This is a genomic window from Pseudomonas gingeri, assembly GCF_013386165.1.
GTDB lineage: Bacteria > Pseudomonadota > Gammaproteobacteria > Pseudomonadales > Pseudomonadaceae > Aquipseudomonas > Aquipseudomonas gingeri_C.
Genome location: NZ_JACAOS010000003.1, coordinates 683,381 through 704,727, shown reverse-complemented (window position 1 = coordinate 704,727; position 21,347 = coordinate 683,381). Strand labels below are relative to the sequence as shown.

Below are 21,347 nucleotides of genomic sequence, written 5' to 3'. Positions count from 1 at the left end.
CAGTGCCCTCCGGCCCGTCAGTCCGGCTCCACCGGCTGGACCTGACTGGCGGTATCGATACTCACCACCACCGACAGCCCCGGGCGCAGCCGATCGATCTCCTCCTGCCCCGGGTCCACGATGATCCGTACCGGCACCCGCTGGGCGATCTTGACGAAGTTGCCGGTGGCGTTATCGGCCTGCAACAGGCTGAACTCCGAGCCGGTCGCCGGGGCAATGCGCTGTACCCGGCCGCTGAAGCGACGATGGTTGAGGGCGTCGACGGTAAAACTCGCGGATTGCCCCACGCGCACCGCCGCCATCTGGGTTTCCTTCATATTGGCAATCACCCAGTGCCGATCCGGCACCAGGGCCATCAACTGCGCGCCAGAGTTCACATAGGCGCCCAGGCGCACGCCGATCTGCCCCAACTGACCGTCCCTGGGCGCGGTGATGCGGGTATTCGACAGGTCGATCCGTGCCAGCTCCACCGCCGCCTCGGCATTGGTGACCGCTGCTTCCAGCGAACCCCGGTTGACCAGTACGGTTTGCAGGTCCTGGCGGGAAATATCCAGCGCCGCCCGCGCCTGGGCCACGGCTGAATCGGTCTGGGCATGGTCGGCGCGAGTCACATCGAGCTCACGCCGGGACACCGAACCATCGGCGATCAGCGCTTCGTTGCGCTTGAGGTCGGCACTGCTCTTGAGCACCTGGGCCCGGCTGTTGTCGAGGGCCGCCTGGCGCTGGGCAATGGTAGCCTCGGCACTGCGACGCTGCTGCAGGTTGTTGGCCAGGGCGGCCTTCTGCACGTCCAGTTGGGCCAGCGCCTGGTCCAGCCGCTGTTTATAGATGCGGTCATCGAGGCGCACCAGCAGATCACCGCCCTTGACGAACTGGAAGTCCTGCACCGGCACTTCGAACACATAGCCGCTGAGCTGCGGGCCGATCAGCGTCACCTGTCCGCGAACCAGGGCATTCTCGGTGCTTTCGATGGCGCTGCCGAACGGCGGCAACTGCCAGGCATACAGCACGATCAACACGCCGGTGATGGCGATCGCGGCAAAGCCCAGGGAAGAAACGATGCGAACCCCCAGGGACCTCGGTTCGGTGGACGAGGCGCCGGCCGGAGTGACTCCTTCGGGGGTGGCAGCAATCGCATTGGTCGTGGTCGCAGGTTCGCTCATCGTGAGGGGGCACCGCTGGTGAGAGTGGAAGACGGGGGGTTGCGGGCGATCTTCTTGTTCATGCTGAGCAACCACAGGCTGCGGGCGAAGATCCACAGCATGGTCAAGACCGCGATCACCGCGATCAGCATGAACACATCGTTATAGGCCAGGATATTCGCTTCCCGGGTCGCGGACGTGGCCAGGGCCTGCATGCCCTGGGTGGTCCGCGCCGACGGATCGAAAATCACCCCGGCATAGGCCGCACTGCTGCTTTGCAGGCGCGCGGCGACCTGCGGATCGATCAGGGTCAGGTGCTCGACGATGTTGCTGGAGTGGAATTTCTCCCTGACCACCTGAAAGGTGCCCAGCAAGGCGGAGCCGATCAGGCCGCCGAGATTGTTGCAGATCCCGAACAACACCGAAAAACTCACCAGGTTGCGCGGGTTGGTCACCACGTTGCGGGTGCCCAGGGCCATGGTCGGGCCGAGGAAAAAGGTCCCGCCGAAGGCCAGCAGGAACTGGCTGGCGTACATGCTGGCCGGGCGTGTCAGGTTGTTGGAAAAGCTGTCCATGGACGAACCGAGCGCCATCAGTGCCAGGGAAATGATCAGCGGCTTGAGCAAATGATCGGGGTGGATGGTCAGGGCACTGACCGCCAATCCGGCGATGCTGCCCAGCAACATCACGGCGTAGAGGCTGCGCATCTGCTCGCTGCCCATGTTCAACGCCTGGAGAAACCCCACAGCGCCGGTGGACTGCTCCGACAACACCATGCGGATCAGGATCACCGCCAGCCCCAGGCGAATCATCGCCCCGCTGCCCAGCCAGCGGGTCATCAACATCGGGTTGCTGCGGTTGTGTTCAATCGCCAGCCCCGCGAGGATCAGCACGATCGAGGCCGCCGAGGCCATGCCGATCCAGGGCGCCTCCAGCCACCAGTCGATGCGTCCCAGGGACAACACCGCACACAGCAGCGCCACGCCAGTGGCCAGGATGGCGAAGGTCAGGAAGTCGAGTTTCTCGAAGGTCTTGAAACGGTCGCCCGGCGGCAGCTTGAGCAGGAACACGCAACCCAGGGCCGCCAAGGCCAGCCCCAGCTCGAACAGATACAACCCGCGCCACTCGGCGATCTGTAACAAATCCTCGGAAAACAGCCGGGCCAGGGGCAACGCCAACTGCGAGGTGCCCAGGCCCAGCACCAGGGCCTTGAGCCGCCATTTCGCCGGAAAGGCCTGGATCATGTAATACAGCCCCAGGGAACTCAGGGCCGCCGCCACCATGCCGTGGGCCGCGCGCACGGCAATCGCCGAACTCAGGTCATTGACGAACAGATGACCGAAGGTCACCAGGGCATAGAGCACCAGGAACACCTCGGTGAAGGCCCGCAGGCCGAATTGCTGGCGAAATTTCACCAGCAACAGGTTCATCGAGACGTTGGTCATGACATAGGCCGCCGGCAGCCAGGCCATTTCCGCCGTGGTCGCGCCCAGGGCGCCCTGCAGGTACGGCAAATTGGCGATCACCAGCGAATTGCCGAGGCCACCGGTCAGGGCCACCAGCAGCCCGACCATGGCGTAGGCCCAGCGTCTGGGCGTGGAGTGCAGCGGCGTCGACGGCGATCCGGGCAGGCTGGGGCGCTCGTGGGGCTGCCAGTCGTGGGGCGCGTATTGGTTCATCCGGGGCCCTGCTCCAAGCACTGGAAGTCGAATCTTTTCAGCAGCGACACAGGTTACCTGAATCGCGGCTGTCTATTGAGCAAAAACAACAGGTTGTTCATCTCTTATTCATAGGCTTTTCACATTTGGGCGTTTACCGTAGAATCCTGCCCGCGCTCCGAGCCAGGGAACTGATAAAAATCATGAACATAAGGCTGTTATGCAGCTTTGACATTTCATTTTTCAGGCTTAAATCGCCGCATGTTTTTTATTAGCCCTGTATCATCCCACGGTCATGCCTCTATGCTTGCCCGCATAAAAGGCATCGTTCATTGTGCCTGAGCGTTGAGTCCGGCATGCTATCGGCTCGATTGAAGCATCGCCGCACCATTGAAACCATTCTGGAAAGAAGCCTTTGAAACCTTATCCAATTCAGCGCGTGTCGATCGTTATCCCGGTCTATAACGAAGAACAGAGCTTGCCTGAACTGTTGCGCCGCACCGAAGCGGCCTGTGCGCAGTTGACCCAGGATGTCGAAATCATCCTGGTCGACGACGGCAGCCGCGATCGCTCCGCCGACATTCTCCAGGAAGCCGCCGAGCGTGAAGGCAGCCCGGTCATCGCCGTGATCCTGAACCGTAACTACGGTCAGCACGCCGCAATCATGGCCGGCTTCGAGCAATCCACCGGTGATGTGGTCATCACCCTGGACGCCGACCTGCAGAACCCGCCGGAAGAAATCCCGCGCCTGGTGGAACAGGCCGCACTGGGCTTCGACGTGGTCGGTACCGTGCGCAACAATCGCCAGGACTCGGCCTTGCGCCGCTGGCCGTCGCGCCTGATCAACATGGCCGTGCAACGCTCCACCGGCGTCGCCATGAGCGACTACGGCTGCATGTTGCGCGCCTATCGCCGGACCATCGTCGACGCGATGCTGGCCTGCCGCGAGCGCAGCACCTTTATCCCGATCCTGGCCAACAGCTTTGCCCGGCACACCACCGAAGTCCTGGTGCAGCACGCCGAGCGCGAGCACGGTGACTCGAAATACAGCCCGATGCGCCTGATCAACCTGATGTTCGACCTGGTCACCTGCATGACCACCACGCCCCTGCGGCTGTTGAGCATCATCGGTTTCACCATGGCCGGCCTCGGCGCACTGTTCGCCGTGCTGCTGGTGGTACTGCGCCTGATCTTCGGCGCTGCCTGGGCCGGTGACGGTTCGTTCGTGCTGTTTGCTATCCTGTTCGTCTTTACCGGCGGTCAGTTCATCGGCATGGGGCTTCTGGGTGAATACCTGGGTCGCATGTACAGTGACGTGCGTGCACGTCCGCGCTTCTTCATCGAGAAAGTGCTGCGTAGTCAGCCGTCTCCTGCCAGCGCTGCTGGTGATACCCCTTCTACTACTACCTCCAATCAGGTCGCACCATGAATCCGAAAGTTGTCGTCTTCGCCTATCACGATATTGGTTGCACCGGCATCGAGTCCCTGCTCGCCGCAGGTTACGACATCGCCGCAGTGTTCACCCATGCCGACGACCCGAAGGAGAACGCCTTCTACGGTTCCGTAGCGCAACTCTGTGCTCGCAAGGGCATTACCGTGCACGCACCGGAAGATGCTAACCACCCTCTGTGGATCGAGCGCATCGCCAAGCTGAACCCGGACTACATCTTCTCGTTCTACTACCGCAACCTGTTGAGCGAAGCCCTGCTGGCCACCGCCAAGAACGGCGCGTTCAACCTGCACGGTTCCCTGCTGCCAAGCTACCGTGGTCGCGCACCGGCCAACTGGGTGCTGGTCAACGGCGAAACCGAAACCGGCGTGACCCTGCACCGCATGGTCAAGCGTGCCGATGCCGGTGGCATCCTGGCGCAGAACCGCGTCGCCATCGAGCGTGCCGACACAGCCCTGACCCTGCACACCAAGCTGCGTGACAGCGCTGCCGCCCTGCTGGGTGAAGCCCTGCCACAACTGGCTGCCGGCAAACTGAGCGAAACCGCCCAGGACGAATCCAAAGCCACCTACTTCGGTCGCCGTACCCCGGCTGACGGCAAGCTGGTCTGGAAAAAGCCTGCCGAAGAGCTGTTCAACCTGGTCCGCGCCGTGACTCAACCTTACCCGGGTGCTTTCTGCGCCGTGGGCGAGCACAAGCTGATCGTCTGGAGCGCCGAAGTCGTCAAGGGCAACGAAGGTCAGGCCCCTGGCCGTGTGATCAGCGTCGATCCGCTGCGCATCGCTTGCGGTGAAGACTCCCTGGTGATCAACGCCGGTCAGCGCAACGACAACGGCCTGTTCCTCAGCGGCCCGCAACTGGCCAACGAACTGGGCCTGGTTGACGGTTCCTTCCTGCGTGGCGCCGAGTCGGGCCGCAAGCCACGTCGTACCCGCGTACTGATCCTGGGCGTCAACGGCTTCATCGGTAACCACCTGTCCGAGCGCCTGCTGCGCGACGACAAGTACGAAGTCTACGGCCTGGACATCGGTTCGGACGCCATCGAGCGCCTGCGCAGCCACCCGAACTTCCATTTCGTCGAAGGCGACATCAGCATCCACTCCGAGTGGATCGAGTACCACATCAAGAAGTGCGACGTGGTCCTGCCGCTGGTGGCCATCGCCACCCCGATCGAATACACCCGCAACCCACTGCGCGTATTCGAACTGGACTTCGAAGAGAACCTGAAACTGGTTCGCTACTGCGTCAAGTACAACAAGCGCGTGATCTTCCCGTCGACTTCCGAAGTCTACGGCATGTGCCAGGACGAGAACTTCGACGAAGACACCTCGAACCTGGTCGTCGGTCCGATCAACAAGCAGCGCTGGATCTACTCGGTTTCCAAGCAGTTGCTGGACCGCGTGATCTGGGCTTACGGCGCCAAAGGCCTGAACTTCACCCTGTTCCGTCCGTTCAACTGGATGGGTCCACGTCTGGACCGTCTGGATTCGGCGCGTATCGGCAGCTCCCGTGCCATCACCCAACTGATCCTGAACCTGGTGGAAGGTACTCCGATCCGTCTGTTCGACGGTGGCGAGCAGAAGCGTTGCTTCACCGACATCGCCGACGGCATCGAGGCTCTGGCCCGTATCGTCGACAACGAGAACGACTGCTGCAACGGTCAGGTCATCAACATCGGTAGCCCGGACAACGAAGCCAGCATCCGTCAGCTGGGCGAAGAACTGCTGCGTCAGTTCGAAGCTCACCCGCTGCGCAGCAACTTCCCTCCGTTCGCCGGTTTCCGCGACGTGGAAAGCAAGGCGTTCTACGGTACTGGCTACCAGGACGTGTCGCACCGCAAACCAAGCGTCGAAAACGCCAAGCGCCTGCTGAACTGGGAGCCTACCGTCGAGATGAGCGAAACCATCGGTAACACCCTGGACTTCTTCCTCAAGGAAGCCATGCTCGAAATCGCGGACAAGCGCTGATGCAGGCTGGACTTCGCATCGATGTGGACACCTATCGCGGCACCCGTGAAGGGGTACCGCGGTTGCTGGAACTGCTCGACGAGGCCCAGGTCAAGGCGACGTTCTTCTTCAGCGTTGGACCGGACAACATGGGGCGCCACTTGTGGCGCCTCATCAAACCCCAGTTCCTCCTGAAGATGCTACGTTCCAAGGCTGCCAGCCTTTACGGCTGGGACATCTTGCTGGCCGGCACTGCCTGGCCAGGCAAGCCGATCGGTCGGGATCTGGGGCATCTGATGCGCCAGACCCTGGCTGCCGGCCATGAGGTCGGCCTGCACGCCTGGGATCACCACGGTTGGCAGGCCAATGCCGGGCGCTGGAGCGAAGCCGAACTGATCGAACAGATCCGTCGCGGCGTCGATTGCCTGAGCGATATCACCGGGCAAGCCGTCGAATGTTCGGCCACCGCCGGTTGGCGTGCGGACGAGCGCGTCGTGCAAGCCAAGGAACAATTCGGTTTTCGCTATAACAGCGACTGCCGCGGGCACGGTCTGTTTCTGCCACGGTTGGCGGATGGCAGCCTGGGCACCCCACAAATTCCCGTGGACCTTCCTACCTTCGACGAAGTCGTGGGTGCGGATCTGGCCGCGAAAGATTTCAATGCGTTCATCCTCGACCGGTTCAGTCCGGCGCGCCTGAATGTCTATACGATTCACGCAGAAGTGGAAGGGATTCTGATGGCAAACGAGTTTCGCCAGCTCCTGGCCCAGGCCAAGGCACGCGATATCGAGTTCCAACCGCTGGTCAATCTGCTCCCCGCACAACTCGACCGTTTGCCTGCCGGGCAACTGGTACGTGGCACCCTCGGCGGCCGTGAAGGCTGGCTCGGGGTACAGCAGGGATGACCAGGCGCTGGGCTTTGCCGTTGCTGTTTCTCGCTTTTCTGCTGTTCTACCTGCTGCCACTGGTCACCCATGGCATGTGGATTCCGGACGAAACCCGCTACGCCCAGATCGGCCAGGAAATGCTCGCGCACGGCCACTGGGCGTCGCCGCATTTCATGGAACTGCGCTACTTCGAGAAACCCATCGCCGGCTACTGGATGATCGCTATCGGTCAGGCCATCTTCGGCGAGAATTTTTTCGGTGTGCGTTTCGCTTCCGCCCTGAGCACCGGGCTGAGCGTGCTGCTGGTCTACCTGATCGCCGGCCGCCTGTGGAACAACGAGCGCAAGCAATTTGCCTGCGCCGCGCTGTACATGAGCTTCGGCCTGATCGCCGGGCAAGCCGGCTACGCCAACCTCGATCCGCAGTTCACCTTCTGGGTCAACCTGAGCTTCGTCGCCTTGTGGTTCGCCATCGACAGCAGCAGCTCTCGGGCTCGGCTGTATTCGTGGGTGGCCCTGGGGCTGGCCTGTGGCATGGGTTTCATGACCAAGGGTTTCCTCGCCCTGATGCTGCCGGTGCTGATCGCCCTGCCCTACATGATCTGGCAAAAGCGTTTTCGCGAACTGGTGGGTTATGGCCTGGTGGCCGTGGCCGTGGCCGCGCTGATCAGCTTGCCTTGGGTCCTGACGGTTCACCTCCAGGAACCGGACTACTGGCGTTTCTTCTTCTGGCACGAGCATATCCGCCGTTTTGCCGCCGAAGACGCACAGCACACCCGTCCGTGGTGGTTCTACCTACCGATGATGGTGGTTTCCAGCCTGCCCTGGGCGGTGTTGCTGCCGGTCACCCTCAAGGACGCCTGGCGCACCAAGGGTCAGCGCATCACCGTGTTCCTGCTGCTGTGGATGCTGCTGCCGCTGGCATTCTTCAGCCTCAGCCGTGGCAAACTGCCGACCTACATCATGCCGTGCCTGATGCCATTGGCGCTGTTGATGGGACATTCGCTGATGGAGCGTCTCCAGCTTGCCCAAGGCCAGGTGCCCCGTCTCAATGGCCTGATCAACCTGGTACTGGGCCTGACAGGACTGGCGGCGCTGGTGTATTTCCAGATCAAGCAGCCGTTCTACGATAACGAGCCGTTGCACCTGACCCTGCTCTGCGTCTTTATCGGCAGCTGGATCCTGGTCAACCTCCTGCCCTTGCTCAAGCCGCTGACCTTCTGGGCCACGCCGGCACTGGGCATGGGCATGCTGGTGTTGCTGCTGCCGGCGGCGATGCCGAACGTGATCGTGCACAACAAGATGCCCGACCAGTTCATCGCCCACCATGCCGAAGAACTGAGCCAGAGCCGTCATTTCCTGAGCAACGACCTGGGTGCCGCTTCGGCGTTGGCCTGGCGCATGAAACGCAGTGACATCACCCTTTACAACACCCAGGGTGAATTGCAGTACGGCCTGGGTTATCCCGAGACCGCCGGGCGCTCCCAGGACCTGAGCCAGATTCAGGCCTGGATGGACAACGCTCGTCGTGAAGGCCAGGTGGGTGTGGTGATGCGCGTCAAGGATGAGGACGAACTGCACGAGATCGACCTACTGCCCAAGGATCATGTTCGTTATGAAGAAGGCAACATGGTTATCCTGATTTTCTCGAAGACCGCCCCATGACCCTGATACTGCTGCTCAGCGCCTGCTTGCTGACCTGCCTGGGCCAAGTCGCCCAGAAGTTCGCCGTCGAAAGCTGGCGCGGTCCTTCCCAGGGCATGCTGCATAAACTGCGTTCGCCCTGGCTGTGGCTGGCCCTGGCCAGCCTCGGTTTCGGCCTGCTGGTCTGGCTGCTGGTCCTGCAACGGCTGGAAGTCGGGATTGCCTATCCGATGCTCAGCCTGAATTTTGTCCTGATCACCCTGGTGGCGCACTACTTGTTCAAGGAGTCGATCGACACCCGCCACTGGTTGGGCGTGGCGTTGATCATCGCCGGTGTGGTCCTGTTGGGGCGTCACGTATGAGCCAGGCTCGCGGTTTTACCCTGGCCACCGGCAGCGTCCTGCTGGTCAGCGCTGCCCAGTTGGGCATGCGCTGGAGCATGACCCGCCTGCCGGAACCGGCACAGTGGCTGGACGCCCTGATGACTCAGGACGTATCGTTACTCGCATTGGGCGTGGTGGCGGCAGCGATCCTCGCCTACGCACTGTCCATGCTTTGCTGGCTGGCCGCCTTGCGCGACCTGCCATTGGGCCGGGCCTACTCGTTGCTCAGCGTCAGTTATGCGCTGGTCTACCTGTTGGCCGCCGGCCTGCCGTTTTTCAATGAAAGCTTCAGTCTTTCGAAATCGCTGGGAGTGGCCCTGGTCATTCTCGGCGTGCTAACGATCAACTCTCCACGTATACCCCGTCCTAGGGACTCCGTATGAAAATCAGCGTAATTGGTAGCGGTTATGTCGGTCTGGTACAGGCGACTGTGCTGGCCGAAGTCGGTCATGATGTCGTGTGCATGGACGTCGACCAGAACAAGATCGACTTGCTGCGTAAAGGCCACATCCCCATCTTCGAACCAGGGCTGGAGACCATGGTCAAGAGCAACCTGGAAAGCGGCCGCCTGCACTTCACCAGCGACGAAAAGCTGGCGATCGAGCATGGCCAGGTCCTGTTTATCGCCGTCGGCACGCCGTCGGACGAAGACGGTTCGGCTGACCTCAAGTACGTCCTCTCGGTAGGCGACGCCGTAGTTCGTCACCGCGTCGACCCACTGATCCTGGTGGAAAAATCCACCGTTCCGGTCGGTACCGGCGACACCCTGCGGGCCCACATCCAGGCAGCCCTGGACAAAGTCGGCCGGACCCTGGAATTCGATATCGTCTCCAACCCGGAATTCCTCAAGGAAGGTTCGGCGGTGGAAGACTGCCGTCGTCCGGACCGTATCGTCATCGGCTGCGAGCGTGAAGAAGTCCGTGAAGTGATGCGCGACCTCTACGCCCCGTTCAACCGCAACCATGACCGCATCATGTTCATGGACCTGCGCAGCGCCGAGCTGACCAAGTACGCCGCCAACTGCATGCTGGCGACCAAGATCAGCTTTATCAACCAGATCGCCGAACTGGCCGAACACCTGGGCGCGGACATCGAAGCCGTGCGTATGGGCATCGGCGCCGACCAGCGCATCGGTTACCACTTCATCTACCCGGGCTGCGGCTACGGCGGCTCGTGCTTCCCGAAAGACATGCGCGCGCTGATCCACAGTGCCCAGGCAGCCAACTGCTCGAGCGACCTGCTGCAAGCGGTCGAGGCGATCAACGAGCGCCAGAAGCACAAGCTGTTCGACCGTCTGAACGCGTTCTACAAGGGCGACCTGAAAGGCAAGACCTTCGCTCTCTGGGGCCTGGCGTTCAAACCGAACACCGACGACATGCGCGATGCACCAAGCCGCGTGCTGATGGAAGCCCTGTGGGCAGCCGGCGCACAGGTGCGTGCTTTCGACCCGGAAGCCATGCAGGAAACCCAGCGCATCTACCCGGATGAGCCAGGTCTGTCGCTGATGGGCACGCCGGAATCGGCTCTGGTGGGCGCCGACGCGCTGATCATCTGCACCGAATGGCAGCAGTTCAAGGCACCGGAATTCGAACTGATCAAGCAGCGCCTGAAAGCGCCGGTGATCTTCGACGGCCGCAACCTGTTCGATGCCAACCGCATGCAGCGCAAGGGGTTCACCTACTTTGCGATCGGCCGTGGAGCTTCGCTGGACCTGCCGGTGACCCGTCACGGTCTGGAATGATGCCCTACCCCTTGCCTAGTGGCCCGTGTGGCTAGTTCGCCAGGGGTTGCCGAGCAAACAAACGACGCGGTCATTTCGAAAAAAATGACCGCGTTTTCGTTCCTAGCGGGTTCGCCCGTTTTTTCAGGTTCACGGCCGTGACATTGACGTCCTCATCCCGCAATACCCTGAATCGCCAATCCCTCGTCCTGGGCCTGCTAGCCCTGCTGCTGTTCATCGCCGGCGTCTATCAGCAAGCCGCCATCGGCTTCGACTCGCGCTTCGTGCTGTTCGCCGAGGAAATGCTGCGCCACGGTCCGAGTTTCTTCCCGACCACCTATGGCGTGCCGTATCCCGACTATTCGGCGTTTTCCACCCTGTTGATCTGGTTGCTGGCCCTGCCCTTCGGCACGGTCAACGCCCTCGCCGCCTGGTTGCCCAGCGCCCTGGCCTCGGCCTGGATCGTGGTGCTGATGTACCGGCTGGTGGCCCCGCATTCGCCACGTTGGGCGCTGCTGAGCATCGCCTTGCTGTTGTTGACCAACAATTTCCTGATCGAAACCCGCGCGGTTTCCCTCGACCAGATGCTCGCCGCCGTGTCCCTGGCGGTGTTCTACCTGGGTTATGCCGCCAAATACTACGGCGCGCCGAAACGCAGCGTACTGCTCCTGGCGCTGCTGGTGCTCGGCTTTGCCATTCGCGGTCCCATGGGTCTGGTGATTCCCACCGGCATGCTCTGCAGTTTCTACCTGCTCAGCGGCCAATGGCGCCGGCTGTTCATCTTCGGCTTCCAGGCCCTGTTCCTGTTGGCGGCCTGTATCGGCCTGCTGTTGTGGATGGCCTCGCTGGATGGCGGCCCGGCCTTTCTCCAGGAAGTGATCCACATGCAGTTCACCGGCCGCATGGACGGCACGGCGGGCTCCAGCGGAGCGCTGTATTACTTCAGCAGTGCCTTTGGTAACTATGCCCTGGCTTATCCATTGGCGGTGCTGGTGCTGGTGGCCATCCTGGCGACCGGTCGCCAGCATCGTGGACCGGCGCTGCAACTGACCCTCTACGCGATCGCGGCGGGCCTGATCGTGATGCTCGGTTTGTCCGTGCCCCAGGCGAAAAAGGCCCGTTATATCCTGCCGATGGTGCCCATGGCGGCCATTGTCGCGGCCTATCCGTTCCAGGTTGCCAAGGGCCGCCTGTTCGCCGGATTGCGTGTGCTGATGCAGGGCCTCTGGCTGATCCTGCCGGGCCTGCTGATTGCCGGGATGTTCATGCTCCATCGGCGCTTTCCCGAGCAACTGCCCGCCCTGGGCGTCGCGCCCTATCTGGTCGGGGCGTTGCAGGTGATCGCCGTGGTGGTGCTGTTCAACGCTCGCTGGCGCGCACTCGGGCTGGCCGGTTGTGCGGTACTGGCGCTGTGGAGCAGCTATATCCTGATTGTCGAGCCGACCGAACGCGTCGCCTACGACACCCGCGCCTTTACCCAGGCTACCCAGCAGTTGATGAAAAAAGACCCGGCGCCGCTGGTCATGCACGCGGTGGCCAAGGACGGACGGGCGATCAAGTTCATGGTCAATGCCGAAGGCGATCTGCAACCGATCTTCACCGATACGACCGAGCAGCTTCAGGCCGTGGCGCGACCGGCTTGGGTGATGATGGGCAAGGACACTTACGATGGGCTGAAAGGCTCGGCCATTGGTGACCTGGTGCCGGCGCTCAGCCAGCGCTTCGACAAGAACGATTATGTGTTGCTGAAGCTGCCATAACGCAGTTTTGTGGCGAACAGAGAATAGGTGGCGAGCGGGCTTGCCCGCGCTGGGGCGCGAAGCGCCCCTAAAACCAGAGAGCTCGGTGTATTAGATGCACCGAGGTGAACTGTTTCACGACTGCTTCGCAGCCGAGCGCGGGCAAGCCCGCTCGCCACACGGGTCTCAACCGGATTTGAGATCCGTGGTCAGGCGATGACCACACTCGCCCCCTTCAGCACATCCAGCCCAACCCCCACCAACGTCACCGAATCCGCCCCGAAGGTCAGCACGGTGTCGTGCCCCACCACCTTGGCGTGATCCTGGATATTGTGTCCCTGGGAATCGGCGTAGCCCATGAACACCAGTTTGTCGGAAGCCTGGAAACCGGTGATCTTGTCCTGACCGAACGATCCGTTGAAACCGTTGAACAGGAAGGTATTGCCCCCGCCCTTCGCGTCCATCAGGTCATTCCCGGCCCCGCCGATAAACAGGTTGCCACCCTTGGCCGCACCGATCAGATGATCATTGCCGCCATTGCCCAGCAACCACTCCCCTGAAGACTTCGCGGTCAGGGTATCGGCACCGTCGCCGCCGACCTGCGAGTTGACGTAGCTGCCCTCGGACAAGCTCTGGTTGCCCACCACATGGGCCACGTCCTTGTTGAAGAACACCAGGTTCGATTCCTTGCTGATCAGCGTGCCAATGTTCTGGGCGATGGTGATGCCGCCGCTGGCATCGCGGATATACAAGGTGCCATGGCCATCATTGGCGATATCGAAACTGCTCAGGGACTTCTGCAGGTCAAAGGTGTTGTTGCCCTTGCCACCCAGGATGATGTTGTAGCCACCGTCGTCGCGGAAGGTGTCGTTGCCGCCACGCCCTTCGATGTAGTCGTTGCCACGCCCGCCCTTGAGCAGATCATTGGCGTCGCTGCCGATGATAAAGGTGCTGCCGCTATGGGTTTCGGCGTTGCGATTGAGGTCCTGCACCCAGGTCTTGTCCCGCGCCGGATCCGACAGGTTGGCGACGATAATCGTCGAGTCCTTGCTGGTCAGGTTATAGAACTGCGACGCCATCACCCGGCCCAGGCCGTCGCCATAGGCCGTCGGCAGGTGGGAAATCCAGGTGGCGACATTGCCGATGGAGAATGGCAACACGTTCCAGGCATCGGACGCGTAATGGTCATTGAAGCTGACGATATTGTTGGTCGCCGAAGCCTTGTTGGCATCGTGCACCCCCAAGGTCGCCAGGGTCAGGCTGGAACCGTCGAGGGCGCGGAACACCGGGTCGTTTTCATAACCGATGTTCAGCACCTGGGTTCCCGGACCGCTCTGGGTCGGTGAAGCGAAGGCGATGTAGTTGGCGTCCTTGTAGAAACCGCCCCAATGGTCCTTGCTCAGATCGGCCACACTGTTGACCGCCAACCCGCCGAGGCTGTGGCCGCTGACCAGCACGTCCTTGCCGGAAAGGCCATTGGCCGCGGCAAAGGTCGCCACGCTCTTGAGCAGGCCTTCGAAGGCATTGGCGCTGTAGTTTTTCGCGTAATCCTTGGGTCCGATGGCCGCCAGCAAATCGTTGATCGCATCGCCGATGGTGTCGCTGATCTGGCTTGCCCGAGGCCCGCTGGTACCACGGAAGGACACACCGATCTCGGTCAGGTGCCCGCTGGCGTCGTACTTGCCGAGGATCTCGGCCTGCGCCGTGGTGTAGCCGGCCTTCTCACCATAGAAAGTGCCGAGTGCATCCGTCTTGCCGCCGTAGCCCAGCTGCGCGGCACTGATCGGCGTCCAGCCGGCCGCCTTCACTGCGGCCAGCGCGGCTTTCTCCGAGTCCGGATTCCACGGTATGCCGGGGATGACCCCCTGGGCATCCGTGCCGCCGATCAGGGCCTTGACCAGGGTCGCTGGCAGCCCCAGGCCGAAGCCATTTTGCTGATACCCCACGGCAAAGCCGTTATCGAGGTTGTGGTAGGAGTACAAGGTGATCGCCATTGCGTCCGCATACAACGCTTTCGACGCCTCGGTCCCTGCGTTTTTATAGTCAAAGACACCCATCGGTATTGCCTCCTTGCTGGTTGGAATTATTGTTGTACGAAGGCCTCATCGACCCTGGCCAGATCGGTTTCGCGCAAGGTGCCCGCGTAGTAATGCAATTTGGTCCAGGCCATCAGATAGTCGTAGCGCGCCTGGGCCAGGTCGCGCCGGGTGCTGTAGAGCTGCTGTTCGGCGTTCAACGCATCGAGGTTGACCCGCTCGCCGCCGAGGATGCTCTGCTTGGTCGAGACCACCAGGGCTTCGGCCGAACTCAAGGCCTTCTGATAGGCGCGCAACTTGCTCACCCCCGACAGGCAGGCACTGAACTGACGGCGCAGTTCGATCAGGGTCTCGCGGGTCTTGCCATCCAGATCGTATTCGGCCTGCTCCATATTCGCGCTGGCCTGGCGCACCGAAGCCGAAACCCCGCCACCGGCGAACAACGGCACGTTCACCTCGAAACCGATGGTGTTGGTGTCATAACGCTGGTTGTAGGTGTTGCCGCTGTCGGACTCGCTCTTGCGCACGCTGGCGTAGGCATTGAGCTTGGGCAGGTGCCCGGCGCGATTGCGCTCCACTTCATAACGGGCCACTTCCAGGGCCTGGCGCTGGGACGCCAGGGTCGGATTGTTCTCCAGGGCCATGGCATGCCAGGTGTCGAAATTGGCCGGTTCCAGGGGGAACGATTGGAAGGCCTGGGTCAGCGGGGCCAATTCGGCAACGTTTACCGTCGGCACACCGATCAGCGCCCCCAACTCACGCAAGGCGGCGTCCTGTTCGTTGCGCGCCTCGATTTCCTCGGCGGTGGCCAGCTCGAAACGCGACTCGGCCTCGAGAATATCGGTACGCGTGCCCTCGCCCTGGCGGAACAGGTGCTCGTTCTGCTGGAACTGTTCCTCATAGGCTTTCTTGCGCGCCTGGGCGATCTCGATCTGGTCCTGGGCAAACAACGCCCGGGTGTAATAGGTCAGCACCCGCACCAGCAGTTCCTGGCTCTTGCCGCGAAAGGTCTCATCGGCGAACAACGCCTGGGCCACGCCCTTGCGGTAATTGGCGTAGGCCTCGTAGTCAATCAGCGGTTGTTGCAGCATCAAGGTCGAGCCAGAGCTGGTGTAGTGACGGTCCTCATGGGCGTTGCCACGCTCGCTGAGGTAAGTGGCCCGTGAATCGTTGCGACCCTGGTTGTAGTTGTAGGAAATCTTCGGCAGCAGGCCGGCCCGGCCGATGGCGCGGTTTTCCAGGCCGGCATCGCGCTCCTTGAGCGCGCCCAGGAACACCGGGTCATTGCGCAAGGCCTGCTCGTAAACCTGGAACGGCCCCATGGCCTGGCTGCCGGTGCTGACCAACAGGCTCAGCATCGCGGCGATTATCGACAGTGTCTTCATTCGGTGGAACATCCTATTGCTCCGTCAACGCGGAGCCCGCGCGGTCCAGCAGCGGTTTGAACAGATAATTGAGCATCGAGCGCTCACCGGTGCGCACGAACATCTCGGCGGGCATGCCCGGTTTGATCACCAGGCCGTTGAGCTTTTCCAAGGCCCTGTCGCTCACCGAAGTGCGCAGCACGTAATACGGCGCGCCGGTCTTTTCATCGAGCAACTGATCGGCGGACACCAGGCTGACTTCGCCCGGCACCCGCGGGGTACGGCTCTGGTTGAACGCGGTAAACAGGATGTCCACCGGCAGATGGCTGCCGACCTTGTCCACCAGGTTGACCGGCAGGTGCCCCTCGACCTCCAGGCGCTCGCCCTGGGGCACGATCTCCAGCAGGGTTTCCCCGGCGCGGATCACCGCGCCTTCGGTGTGCACGCTGAGGTTGACCGCGATGCCCTCGGCCGGCGCGATGATCTCGCTGTGCTGCAACTCGAAACCCGCCGAGCGCAATTGCTGCTCCAGGGTCAGGCTCTTGAGCTGGGCGTCGGCCAATTGGCTGCGCACTTCCTTCTGATACTCCTCGCCGTGCTGGGAGAGTTTTAGACGCGACTCGACAATCCCCTGCTCGACCCGCCCGCTTTCGCCATTGTTCTGCGCCAGGTCCTGCTGCACCTGGGACAGCTGGCGCTGGTAGTCCAGCAGGCGGTTGCGCGGGATATAGCCGTTGTCCGCCAGGGGCTTGAGGTTGTCCAACTGACTGCGCAGGGAATCGGCGCGGGCCAACATGTCGTTACGCGCCCGGCGCATGCCGGCCAGTTGCGCGCTGGCGCCATCGATGTTGGCGCGGATACCGGCCTGTTCGCGGGAAAAGGCTTCGCGACGGCTGCTGAACAATTGCCGCTGGCCTTCGAGCACCAGTGCCAGGTGCGGGTCGGGGTCCGTGCTCAACTCGGGCGGAAACGCCACCCGGGGCAAGTTGTCACGCTCGCTCTGCCAACGGGCCTGGCTGGCCCAGGCCATCCGGTACTGGGCCTGCAGCGATTGCACATCGGCCGACAACTGCGTCTGGTCAAGGCGAAACAGCGGCTGGCCCTGATGCACCACTTGCCCTTCACGCACCAGGATCCGGCTGACCACCCCGCCGCCCAGGGATTGCACGGCCTTGCGCTTGCCAGACACCACCACGGTGCCCTGCACGGCAATGCCCTGATCCAGCGGCGCCAGGGCCGCCCAAAGAAAGAAGCTGCCGGCGCCCAACAAGGCCAGCAACCAGCCCATGCGGGCAAAGAACCGGGCGTCGTGCTCCCGGTGTTCAACAGGGGTACTGATCTGCATCGTGCTGTCCTTGCTTATGCGTCGCTGTTGCGAGTCGGCGCGGGATACTGTCGGCTCAGGCTGACACCGGCCGGGGTCGCCGCCTCGCGGGTCGGTTGAGGGGCCGGCTGCGCGCCGGCCGAGAGGGCCTTGAGCACATCGGCACTGCTGCCGAAGGCTTGCAAGCGACCTTCATTGAGCACCAGCAACTTGTCCGCCTGGGTCAGGGAGGTGGAGCGATGGGTCACCAGGACCACTGTGCTGCCCCGGGCCTTGAGCAAGGCAATCGCCTGGGTCAAGGCGGTCTCCCCGACCACATCGAGGTTGGAATTGGGCTCGTCGAGCACCACCAGACGCGGGCCGCCATACAGCGCACGGGCCAACGCCACCCGCTGCTTCTGTCCGCCGGACAGGCCGCTGCCGTCTTCTCCCAGCAGCGTGTCGTAGCCTTGGGGCAGGCGCAGGATCAACTCATGCACACCGGCCTGACGCGCCGCCTCCACCACTTTCGGCGAATCGACTTCGGCAAACCGCGCGATGTTTTCGGCAATAGTGCCGCTGAACAACTCGATGTCCTGGGGCAGGTAACCGATATGCGGACCGAGGTCGTCGCGGTCCCAGCGATGCAGGTCGGCGCCGTCCAGGCGCACGGTGCCGCCCAGGGTCGGCCAGACGCCCACCAGCACCCGGGCCAGGGTCGACTTGCCCGAACCCGAGGCACCGAGCACCCCCAGCACCTCGCCCGGTGCCAGGCTGAAACTCACTTGGTGCAAGGTGGCGATACGTTTGCCGGGCGGTCCGGCACTGACCTGTTCAAAAGCCACCTGCCCCTGGGGCGCGGGCAGGCTCATCTGTCCTTCCTCCTCCGGGAACTCGCGCAACAGGCCGTCCAGGCGCTGATAAGCGAGCTTGGCCGTGCTCCATTGTTTCCACACCGCAATCAACTGGTCGAGAGGGCTGAGCACCCGCCCCATCAGGATGGAGCCGGCGATCATCATCCCGGCGGTCATCTCGCCCTTGATCACCAGGAACCCCCCCAGGCCCAGCACCAGCGATTGCAGGCACAGGCGCAACATCTTGCTCAGGGAGGTGATCACCGCCCCGGTATCGCTGGCGCGGTTCTGCCGGGCCAGGAATCGCGAGTGCACCTGGAACCAGCGGCTCCGCAGGGCGCCGAGCATGCCCATGGCCTGGATGGTTTCAGCGTTGTGCAGATGGCTGGTCGCCAATTGGCTGGAGCGTTGCGAATAACCGCTGGCTTCGCTCAAGGGCTTTTTCGTCATCGACTCGTTGAGGCACGCCAGGGCGATCAGCAACAAGGCCCCGACACTGGCGAACACGCCCAGCCAGGGGTTGAACAGGAAGATCACCAACAGGTAGATGGGAAACCACGGGGCATCGAAAAAGGCGAACAGCGCCGGTCCGGTGAGGAACTGGCGAATCTGCGTCAGGTCGCCGAGGGCCTGGCCGGCATGCCCTTCGTTGCGCAACAGGTTGCGCTCGAAGGCCGCCTGGTAGACCCGCAGGTTCAAGCGTCGCTCCAGGGCACTGCCAATGCGGATCACGATAAAACTGCGGACCACTTCCAACAGCCCGATAAAGGCAAAGAACCCCACCACCATCAGGGTCAGCATCACCAGGGTGGTTTCATTCTGCGAGGTCAATACCCGGTCATAGACCTGGAGCATGTAAATCGACGGCACCAACATCAGCAGATTGATCAGCGCGGTGAAACAACCGACGCTGAGCAAGACACTTTTATAATCGCCGAGCACACGGATCAAAGGTGTCCCGGACATCATTTTCGGCGGCTTCATCTATCTTCCTTGAAGTTTACGGACAGCCGGATGCGCACCTTTATTCGATGGCCGACAAGCCGCTCGGGAATATAGGTACTTTCAACATGAGTCGCTGTTTCGCAACTCATAGAGACTGGACGATAAGGCAACTAACGGATACGTAGCATCAAGTTGCCATTTAATCGATTGGCTTCTGAATACTCACGGCGTATCGCGCATCAATACCAGAACGGTTCCGTTCTTCAAGCGCACTTCGTAGCGATTTGTTTTTTGCCGATTGAGGTGGACGATGCCCGTCCCTTCGACGCCATACAGCCACAGGCCATCGGGGGTCGGTTCCCAGTTGGCCGGGCGCTCGCCCAACCAGCCGGCGATACACGCCAGGTCACCGCTCAGGCGCGGCGACTGCAACGCCAGGTCCAGCTCGCAGGCCTTCGGGTCTTCACCTTCGGGGTACATCCGCCACTGGCCGACAAGGGCCTCGGGGCTGGTCATGAGCAGGCTGCTCGCCATGGTGACTTCTCCAGAAAACGCCAGAAACGCAGCCATTAGCCACGTCGAATAGATACTGCGGACACACATCTTGATCATGGACATGGACTACCGGACCAGAGGGCAGCGCTGCAGCGCTGCCCCTACCGCATCAACTCAAGCCACGATATCCGTGACCGCTGCCTGACCCACGGTGGTCACCAGGAAATCGGCGACGCCGTGCCCGGAGAAGTCCACCGCCAGGGTACCCAGGTTGGTGCCCGACGCATACGTCAGCACCGCATCGCCGGCATGGCCGGTGAACGCGTTGACGAACGTCAGGCCCGAACCATGGGTGATCCCGGACAGATCGATCTTGTCCTGGCCACTGGTGAAATCCATGATCCGGTCGGCGGCTTTCGGCGTCGAGTCGGAAACGGCAGCGAACACGAAGGTATCGTTGCCCGTACCACCCCAGAGCTTGTCGGCACCACCGGCCCCGTAGAGGATGTCGTTGCCGGCCCCGCCACGCAGTTCGTTGGCGGCGTCGTTGCCGATCAGCAGGTCGTTGCCCGAACCGCCGATGGCGTTCTCGATGGTGACACCCTGGGCAATGGAGATATTACCCACCATGCCGCCAACGTCGGAGAACGAGCCGTCATGCAGGTTGATCTTCTGGTTCTGGGTGAACCCGGAGAAGTCCAGGGTATCGTTGCCGCCACCGTCCCAGACCGAGAACACCAGCTTGTCCGAAGACGAGGTGGCGCTCATGTAGTCACGACCGGCATTGGAGTTGAACCCATAGGTGGTGTCACCGGAGCGGGTACTGTAGTTGGCGCCGTAGAGCTTCTGGATCGCCGCGATATCATCCATCAGCGGACCCGAGGAGTAAGCCTCGACCCCGCCTTTGCTGAAGTTCTGGCTGGTGTTGCTTTCGCTCCAGTAGCTCATGACGCTGTAGCCGCGGGTGTCCTGTCCATAGGACGCGTCATTGTAGGTCGGGTTGCCTTCGCCAGCGTTGTAGTCGCCGGGATGAGCCAGGCCGAGGGTATGGCCGATCTCATGGGTCAGGGTCTGACGACCGTAGTTGTTCACGCCAGGCGTCTTGTTGACGTTGTAGCCGCTGCCGGTCAGGTACCAGGACTGGCCGTCGTAGCCAGGCTCGGTACCCGGCAGGAAGGCGAATGCCGCCGCGCCTTCCTGTCCGCCACTGTAGTTACCGAAGGTCATGTGACCATCGCCACCCTTCGCTGCCTCCGTGAAGGTCACGTTGGCCACGTCCGCCCAGGATTGCATGGCGAGCACGGCCTGGGACTTCTGCAGCGCACTGAACTGATTGAACCCGGTGACACCCAGACCGCTGAAATTCGAGGTCTGGGACGTCAGGAAGGTATAGGTCAGTTCGATCTTGCCGCTGCCGTTCAGATCGTGCCAGGTGGCACCGTCACGCAGCAATTGCGTGGCGGCCTGATCGACGGAGTAGGAGGGTTTGCCATTGACCGTAAGATTACCGCCACGGTCGTATTGATGGCTGAAGCTATCGATCTGGTTAAAGGCGGAACTTGTACCGTTGGCCGCCAGTGCCGACTCCGCAGAAACAATAGCTTTGGTTTTGACTTTCGACATAAACACACTTCCTTGTTTGCAAGTGAAACAGTTTTTGTCAGATAGCGACAATCCCTTGGCGAGATCATCCTATCACTCGCCTTTTTTGAAGGCAGCGAGAAACTGACACATCTTGAAAACAAACGTCCAGCGCTTTTTTTGATGTCAAAACGCCTAAAC

16 protein-coding genes are annotated in these 21,347 nt (G+C 61.9%); 8 read left to right on the top strand and 8 right to left on the bottom strand.

Going from position 1 to position 21,347, the window contains the following annotated elements; all coding sequences use genetic code 11:
* Positions 1-17 precede the first annotated feature (17 nt).
* Together HX866_RS07655 and HX866_RS07650 are read right to left on the bottom strand one after the other, a co-directional pair.
* A complete protein-coding gene (locus tag HX866_RS07655; RefSeq protein WP_177124701.1) occupies positions 18-1,163 on the bottom strand; it encodes an HlyD family secretion protein in 1,146 nt (381 codons plus the stop codon).
* Positions 1,160-2,821 carry an MFS transporter gene (locus HX866_RS07650; protein ID WP_177124700.1) on the bottom strand — a complete coding sequence of 554 codons (1,662 nt, stop codon included), beginning with the start codon at positions 2,819-2,821 and terminating at the stop codon, positions 1,160-1,162. The genes HX866_RS07655 and HX866_RS07650 overlap by 4 nt, the downstream gene beginning before the upstream one ends.
* A gap of 394 nt (positions 2,822-3,215) precedes the next feature.
* Here HX866_RS07650 and arnC point away from each other — a divergent pair, with 394 nt between their 5' ends.
* From arnC to HX866_RS07610, 8 genes are all read left to right on the top strand, one after another.
* Positions 3,216-4,229 carry an undecaprenyl-phosphate 4-deoxy-4-formamido-L-arabinose transferase gene (arnC, locus tag HX866_RS07645; protein ID WP_121130878.1) on the top strand — a complete coding sequence of 338 codons (1,014 nt, stop codon included), beginning with the start codon at positions 3,216-3,218 and terminating at the stop codon, positions 4,227-4,229.
* The gene (arnA, locus tag HX866_RS07640; RefSeq protein ID WP_177097728.1) at positions 4,226-6,217 is read left to right on the top strand and encodes a bifunctional UDP-4-amino-4-deoxy-L-arabinose formyltransferase/UDP-glucuronic acid oxidase ArnA; all 1,992 of its coding nucleotides are present in this window, start codon (positions 4,226-4,228) and stop codon (positions 6,215-6,217) included. The genes arnC and arnA overlap by 4 nt, the downstream gene beginning before the upstream one ends.
* On the top strand, positions 6,217-7,101 hold the full coding sequence (gene arnD / locus HX866_RS07635) for a 4-deoxy-4-formamido-L-arabinose-phosphoundecaprenol deformylase (protein ID WP_177097727.1): 885 nt from the start codon (positions 6,217-6,219) through the stop codon (positions 7,099-7,101). The genes arnA and arnD overlap by 1 nt, the downstream gene beginning before the upstream one ends.
* Positions 7,098-8,747: a lipid IV(A) 4-amino-4-deoxy-L-arabinosyltransferase gene (gene arnT, locus HX866_RS07630; RefSeq protein WP_177102018.1), complete on the top strand. Its 1,650-nt coding sequence runs from the start codon at positions 7,098-7,100 to the stop codon at positions 8,745-8,747. The genes arnD and arnT overlap by 4 nt, the downstream gene beginning before the upstream one ends.
* Entirely contained in the window at positions 8,744-9,088 is a 345-nt protein-coding gene (gene arnE, locus HX866_RS07625) for a 4-amino-4-deoxy-L-arabinose-phosphoundecaprenol flippase subunit ArnE (protein ID WP_177097725.1), read from the top strand. The genes arnT and arnE overlap by 4 nt, the downstream gene beginning before the upstream one ends.
* Positions 9,085-9,492 (top strand): 4-amino-4-deoxy-L-arabinose-phosphoundecaprenol flippase subunit ArnF, encoded by a 408-nt coding sequence (gene arnF, locus HX866_RS07620; RefSeq protein ID WP_177097724.1) that lies wholly within the window; start codon positions 9,085-9,087, stop codon positions 9,490-9,492. Before arnE ends, arnF begins: the two co-directional genes overlap by 4 nt.
* Positions 9,489-10,850, top strand: coding sequence for a UDP-glucose dehydrogenase family protein (locus tag HX866_RS07615; RefSeq protein WP_177097723.1), 1,362 nt, complete (start codon positions 9,489-9,491; stop codon positions 10,848-10,850). Before arnF ends, HX866_RS07615 begins: the two co-directional genes overlap by 4 nt.
* 143 nt (positions 10,851-10,993) lie before the next feature.
* Complete coding sequence (locus tag HX866_RS07610) at positions 10,994-12,589, top strand: ArnT family glycosyltransferase (protein WP_177139285.1); 1,596 nt, start codon at positions 10,994-10,996, stop codon at positions 12,587-12,589.
* Between the two features lie 188 nt (positions 12,590-12,777).
* On the opposite strand, the gene HX866_RS07605 is transcribed toward HX866_RS07610, so the two are convergent.
* From HX866_RS07605 to HX866_RS07580, 6 genes are all read right to left on the bottom strand, one after another.
* Positions 12,778-14,625 carry a polyurethane esterase gene (locus HX866_RS07605; RefSeq protein WP_177138813.1) on the bottom strand — a complete coding sequence of 616 codons (1,848 nt, stop codon included), beginning with the start codon at positions 14,623-14,625 and terminating at the stop codon, positions 12,778-12,780.
* A gap of 26 nt (positions 14,626-14,651) precedes the next feature.
* Positions 14,652-16,001 (bottom strand): TolC family outer membrane protein, encoded by a 1,350-nt coding sequence (locus tag HX866_RS07600; protein WP_177138811.1) that lies wholly within the window; start codon positions 15,999-16,001, stop codon positions 14,652-14,654.
* 1 nt (position 16,002) lies between these two features.
* Complete coding sequence (locus HX866_RS07595) at positions 16,003-17,313, bottom strand: HlyD family type I secretion periplasmic adaptor subunit (RefSeq protein WP_177138809.1); 1,311 nt, start codon at positions 17,311-17,313, stop codon at positions 16,003-16,005.
* Positions 17,314-17,327: 14 nt separating this feature from the next.
* Positions 17,328-19,109, bottom strand: a complete 1,782-nt coding sequence (locus HX866_RS07590) for a type I secretion system permease/ATPase (RefSeq protein ID WP_177138807.1) — start codon at positions 19,107-19,109, stop codon at positions 17,328-17,330.
* Positions 19,110-19,292: 183 nt separating this feature from the next.
* Positions 19,293-19,604: an AprI/Inh family metalloprotease inhibitor gene (locus HX866_RS07585; protein WP_177138805.1), complete on the bottom strand. Its 312-nt coding sequence runs from the start codon at positions 19,602-19,604 to the stop codon at positions 19,293-19,295.
* Positions 19,605-19,739: 135 nt separating this feature from the next.
* The gene (locus HX866_RS07580; protein WP_177097717.1) at positions 19,740-21,188 is read right to left on the bottom strand and encodes a serralysin family metalloprotease; all 1,449 of its coding nucleotides are present in this window, start codon (positions 21,186-21,188) and stop codon (positions 19,740-19,742) included.
* Positions 21,189-21,347 lie beyond the last annotated feature (159 nt).

Excerpts from the sequence above, each read along its gene's own strand:
- arnE (WP_177097725.1), top strand. The coding sequence starts at position 8,744 with ATGACCCTGATACTGCTGCTCAGCGCCTGCTTGCTGACCTGCCTGGGC.
- HX866_RS07580 (WP_177097717.1), bottom strand. The coding sequence starts at position 21,188 with ATGTCGAAAGTCAAAACCAAAGCTATTGTTTCTGCGGAGTCGGCACTG.
- HX866_RS07650 (WP_177124700.1), bottom strand. The coding sequence starts at position 2,821 with ATGAACCAATACGCGCCCCACGACTGGCAGCCCCACGAGCGCCCCAGC.
- arnT (WP_177102018.1), top strand. The coding sequence starts at position 7,098 with ATGACCAGGCGCTGGGCTTTGCCGTTGCTGTTTCTCGCTTTTCTGCTG.
- HX866_RS07590 (WP_177138807.1), bottom strand. The coding sequence starts at position 19,109 with ATGAAGCCGCCGAAAATGATGTCCGGGACACCTTTGATCCGTGTGCTC.
- arnA (WP_177097728.1), top strand. The coding sequence starts at position 4,226 with ATGAATCCGAAAGTTGTCGTCTTCGCCTATCACGATATTGGTTGCACC.
- arnD (WP_177097727.1), top strand. The coding sequence starts at position 6,217 with ATGCAGGCTGGACTTCGCATCGATGTGGACACCTATCGCGGCACCCGT.
- arnF (WP_177097724.1), top strand. The coding sequence starts at position 9,085 with ATGAGCCAGGCTCGCGGTTTTACCCTGGCCACCGGCAGCGTCCTGCTG.
- HX866_RS07585 (WP_177138805.1), bottom strand. The coding sequence starts at position 19,604 with ATGGCGAGCAGCCTGCTCATGACCAGCCCCGAGGCCCTTGTCGGCCAG.
- HX866_RS07655 (WP_177124701.1), bottom strand. The coding sequence starts at position 1,163 with ATGAGCGAACCTGCGACCACGACCAATGCGATTGCTGCCACCCCCGAA.
- HX866_RS07600 (WP_177138811.1), bottom strand. The coding sequence starts at position 16,001 with ATGTTCCACCGAATGAAGACACTGTCGATAATCGCCGCGATGCTGAGC.
- HX866_RS07595 (WP_177138809.1), bottom strand. The coding sequence starts at position 17,313 with ATGCAGATCAGTACCCCTGTTGAACACCGGGAGCACGACGCCCGGTTC.
- HX866_RS07615 (WP_177097723.1), top strand. The coding sequence starts at position 9,489 with ATGAAAATCAGCGTAATTGGTAGCGGTTATGTCGGTCTGGTACAGGCG.
- HX866_RS07605 (WP_177138813.1), bottom strand. The coding sequence starts at position 14,625 with ATGGGTGTCTTTGACTATAAAAACGCAGGGACCGAGGCGTCGAAAGCG.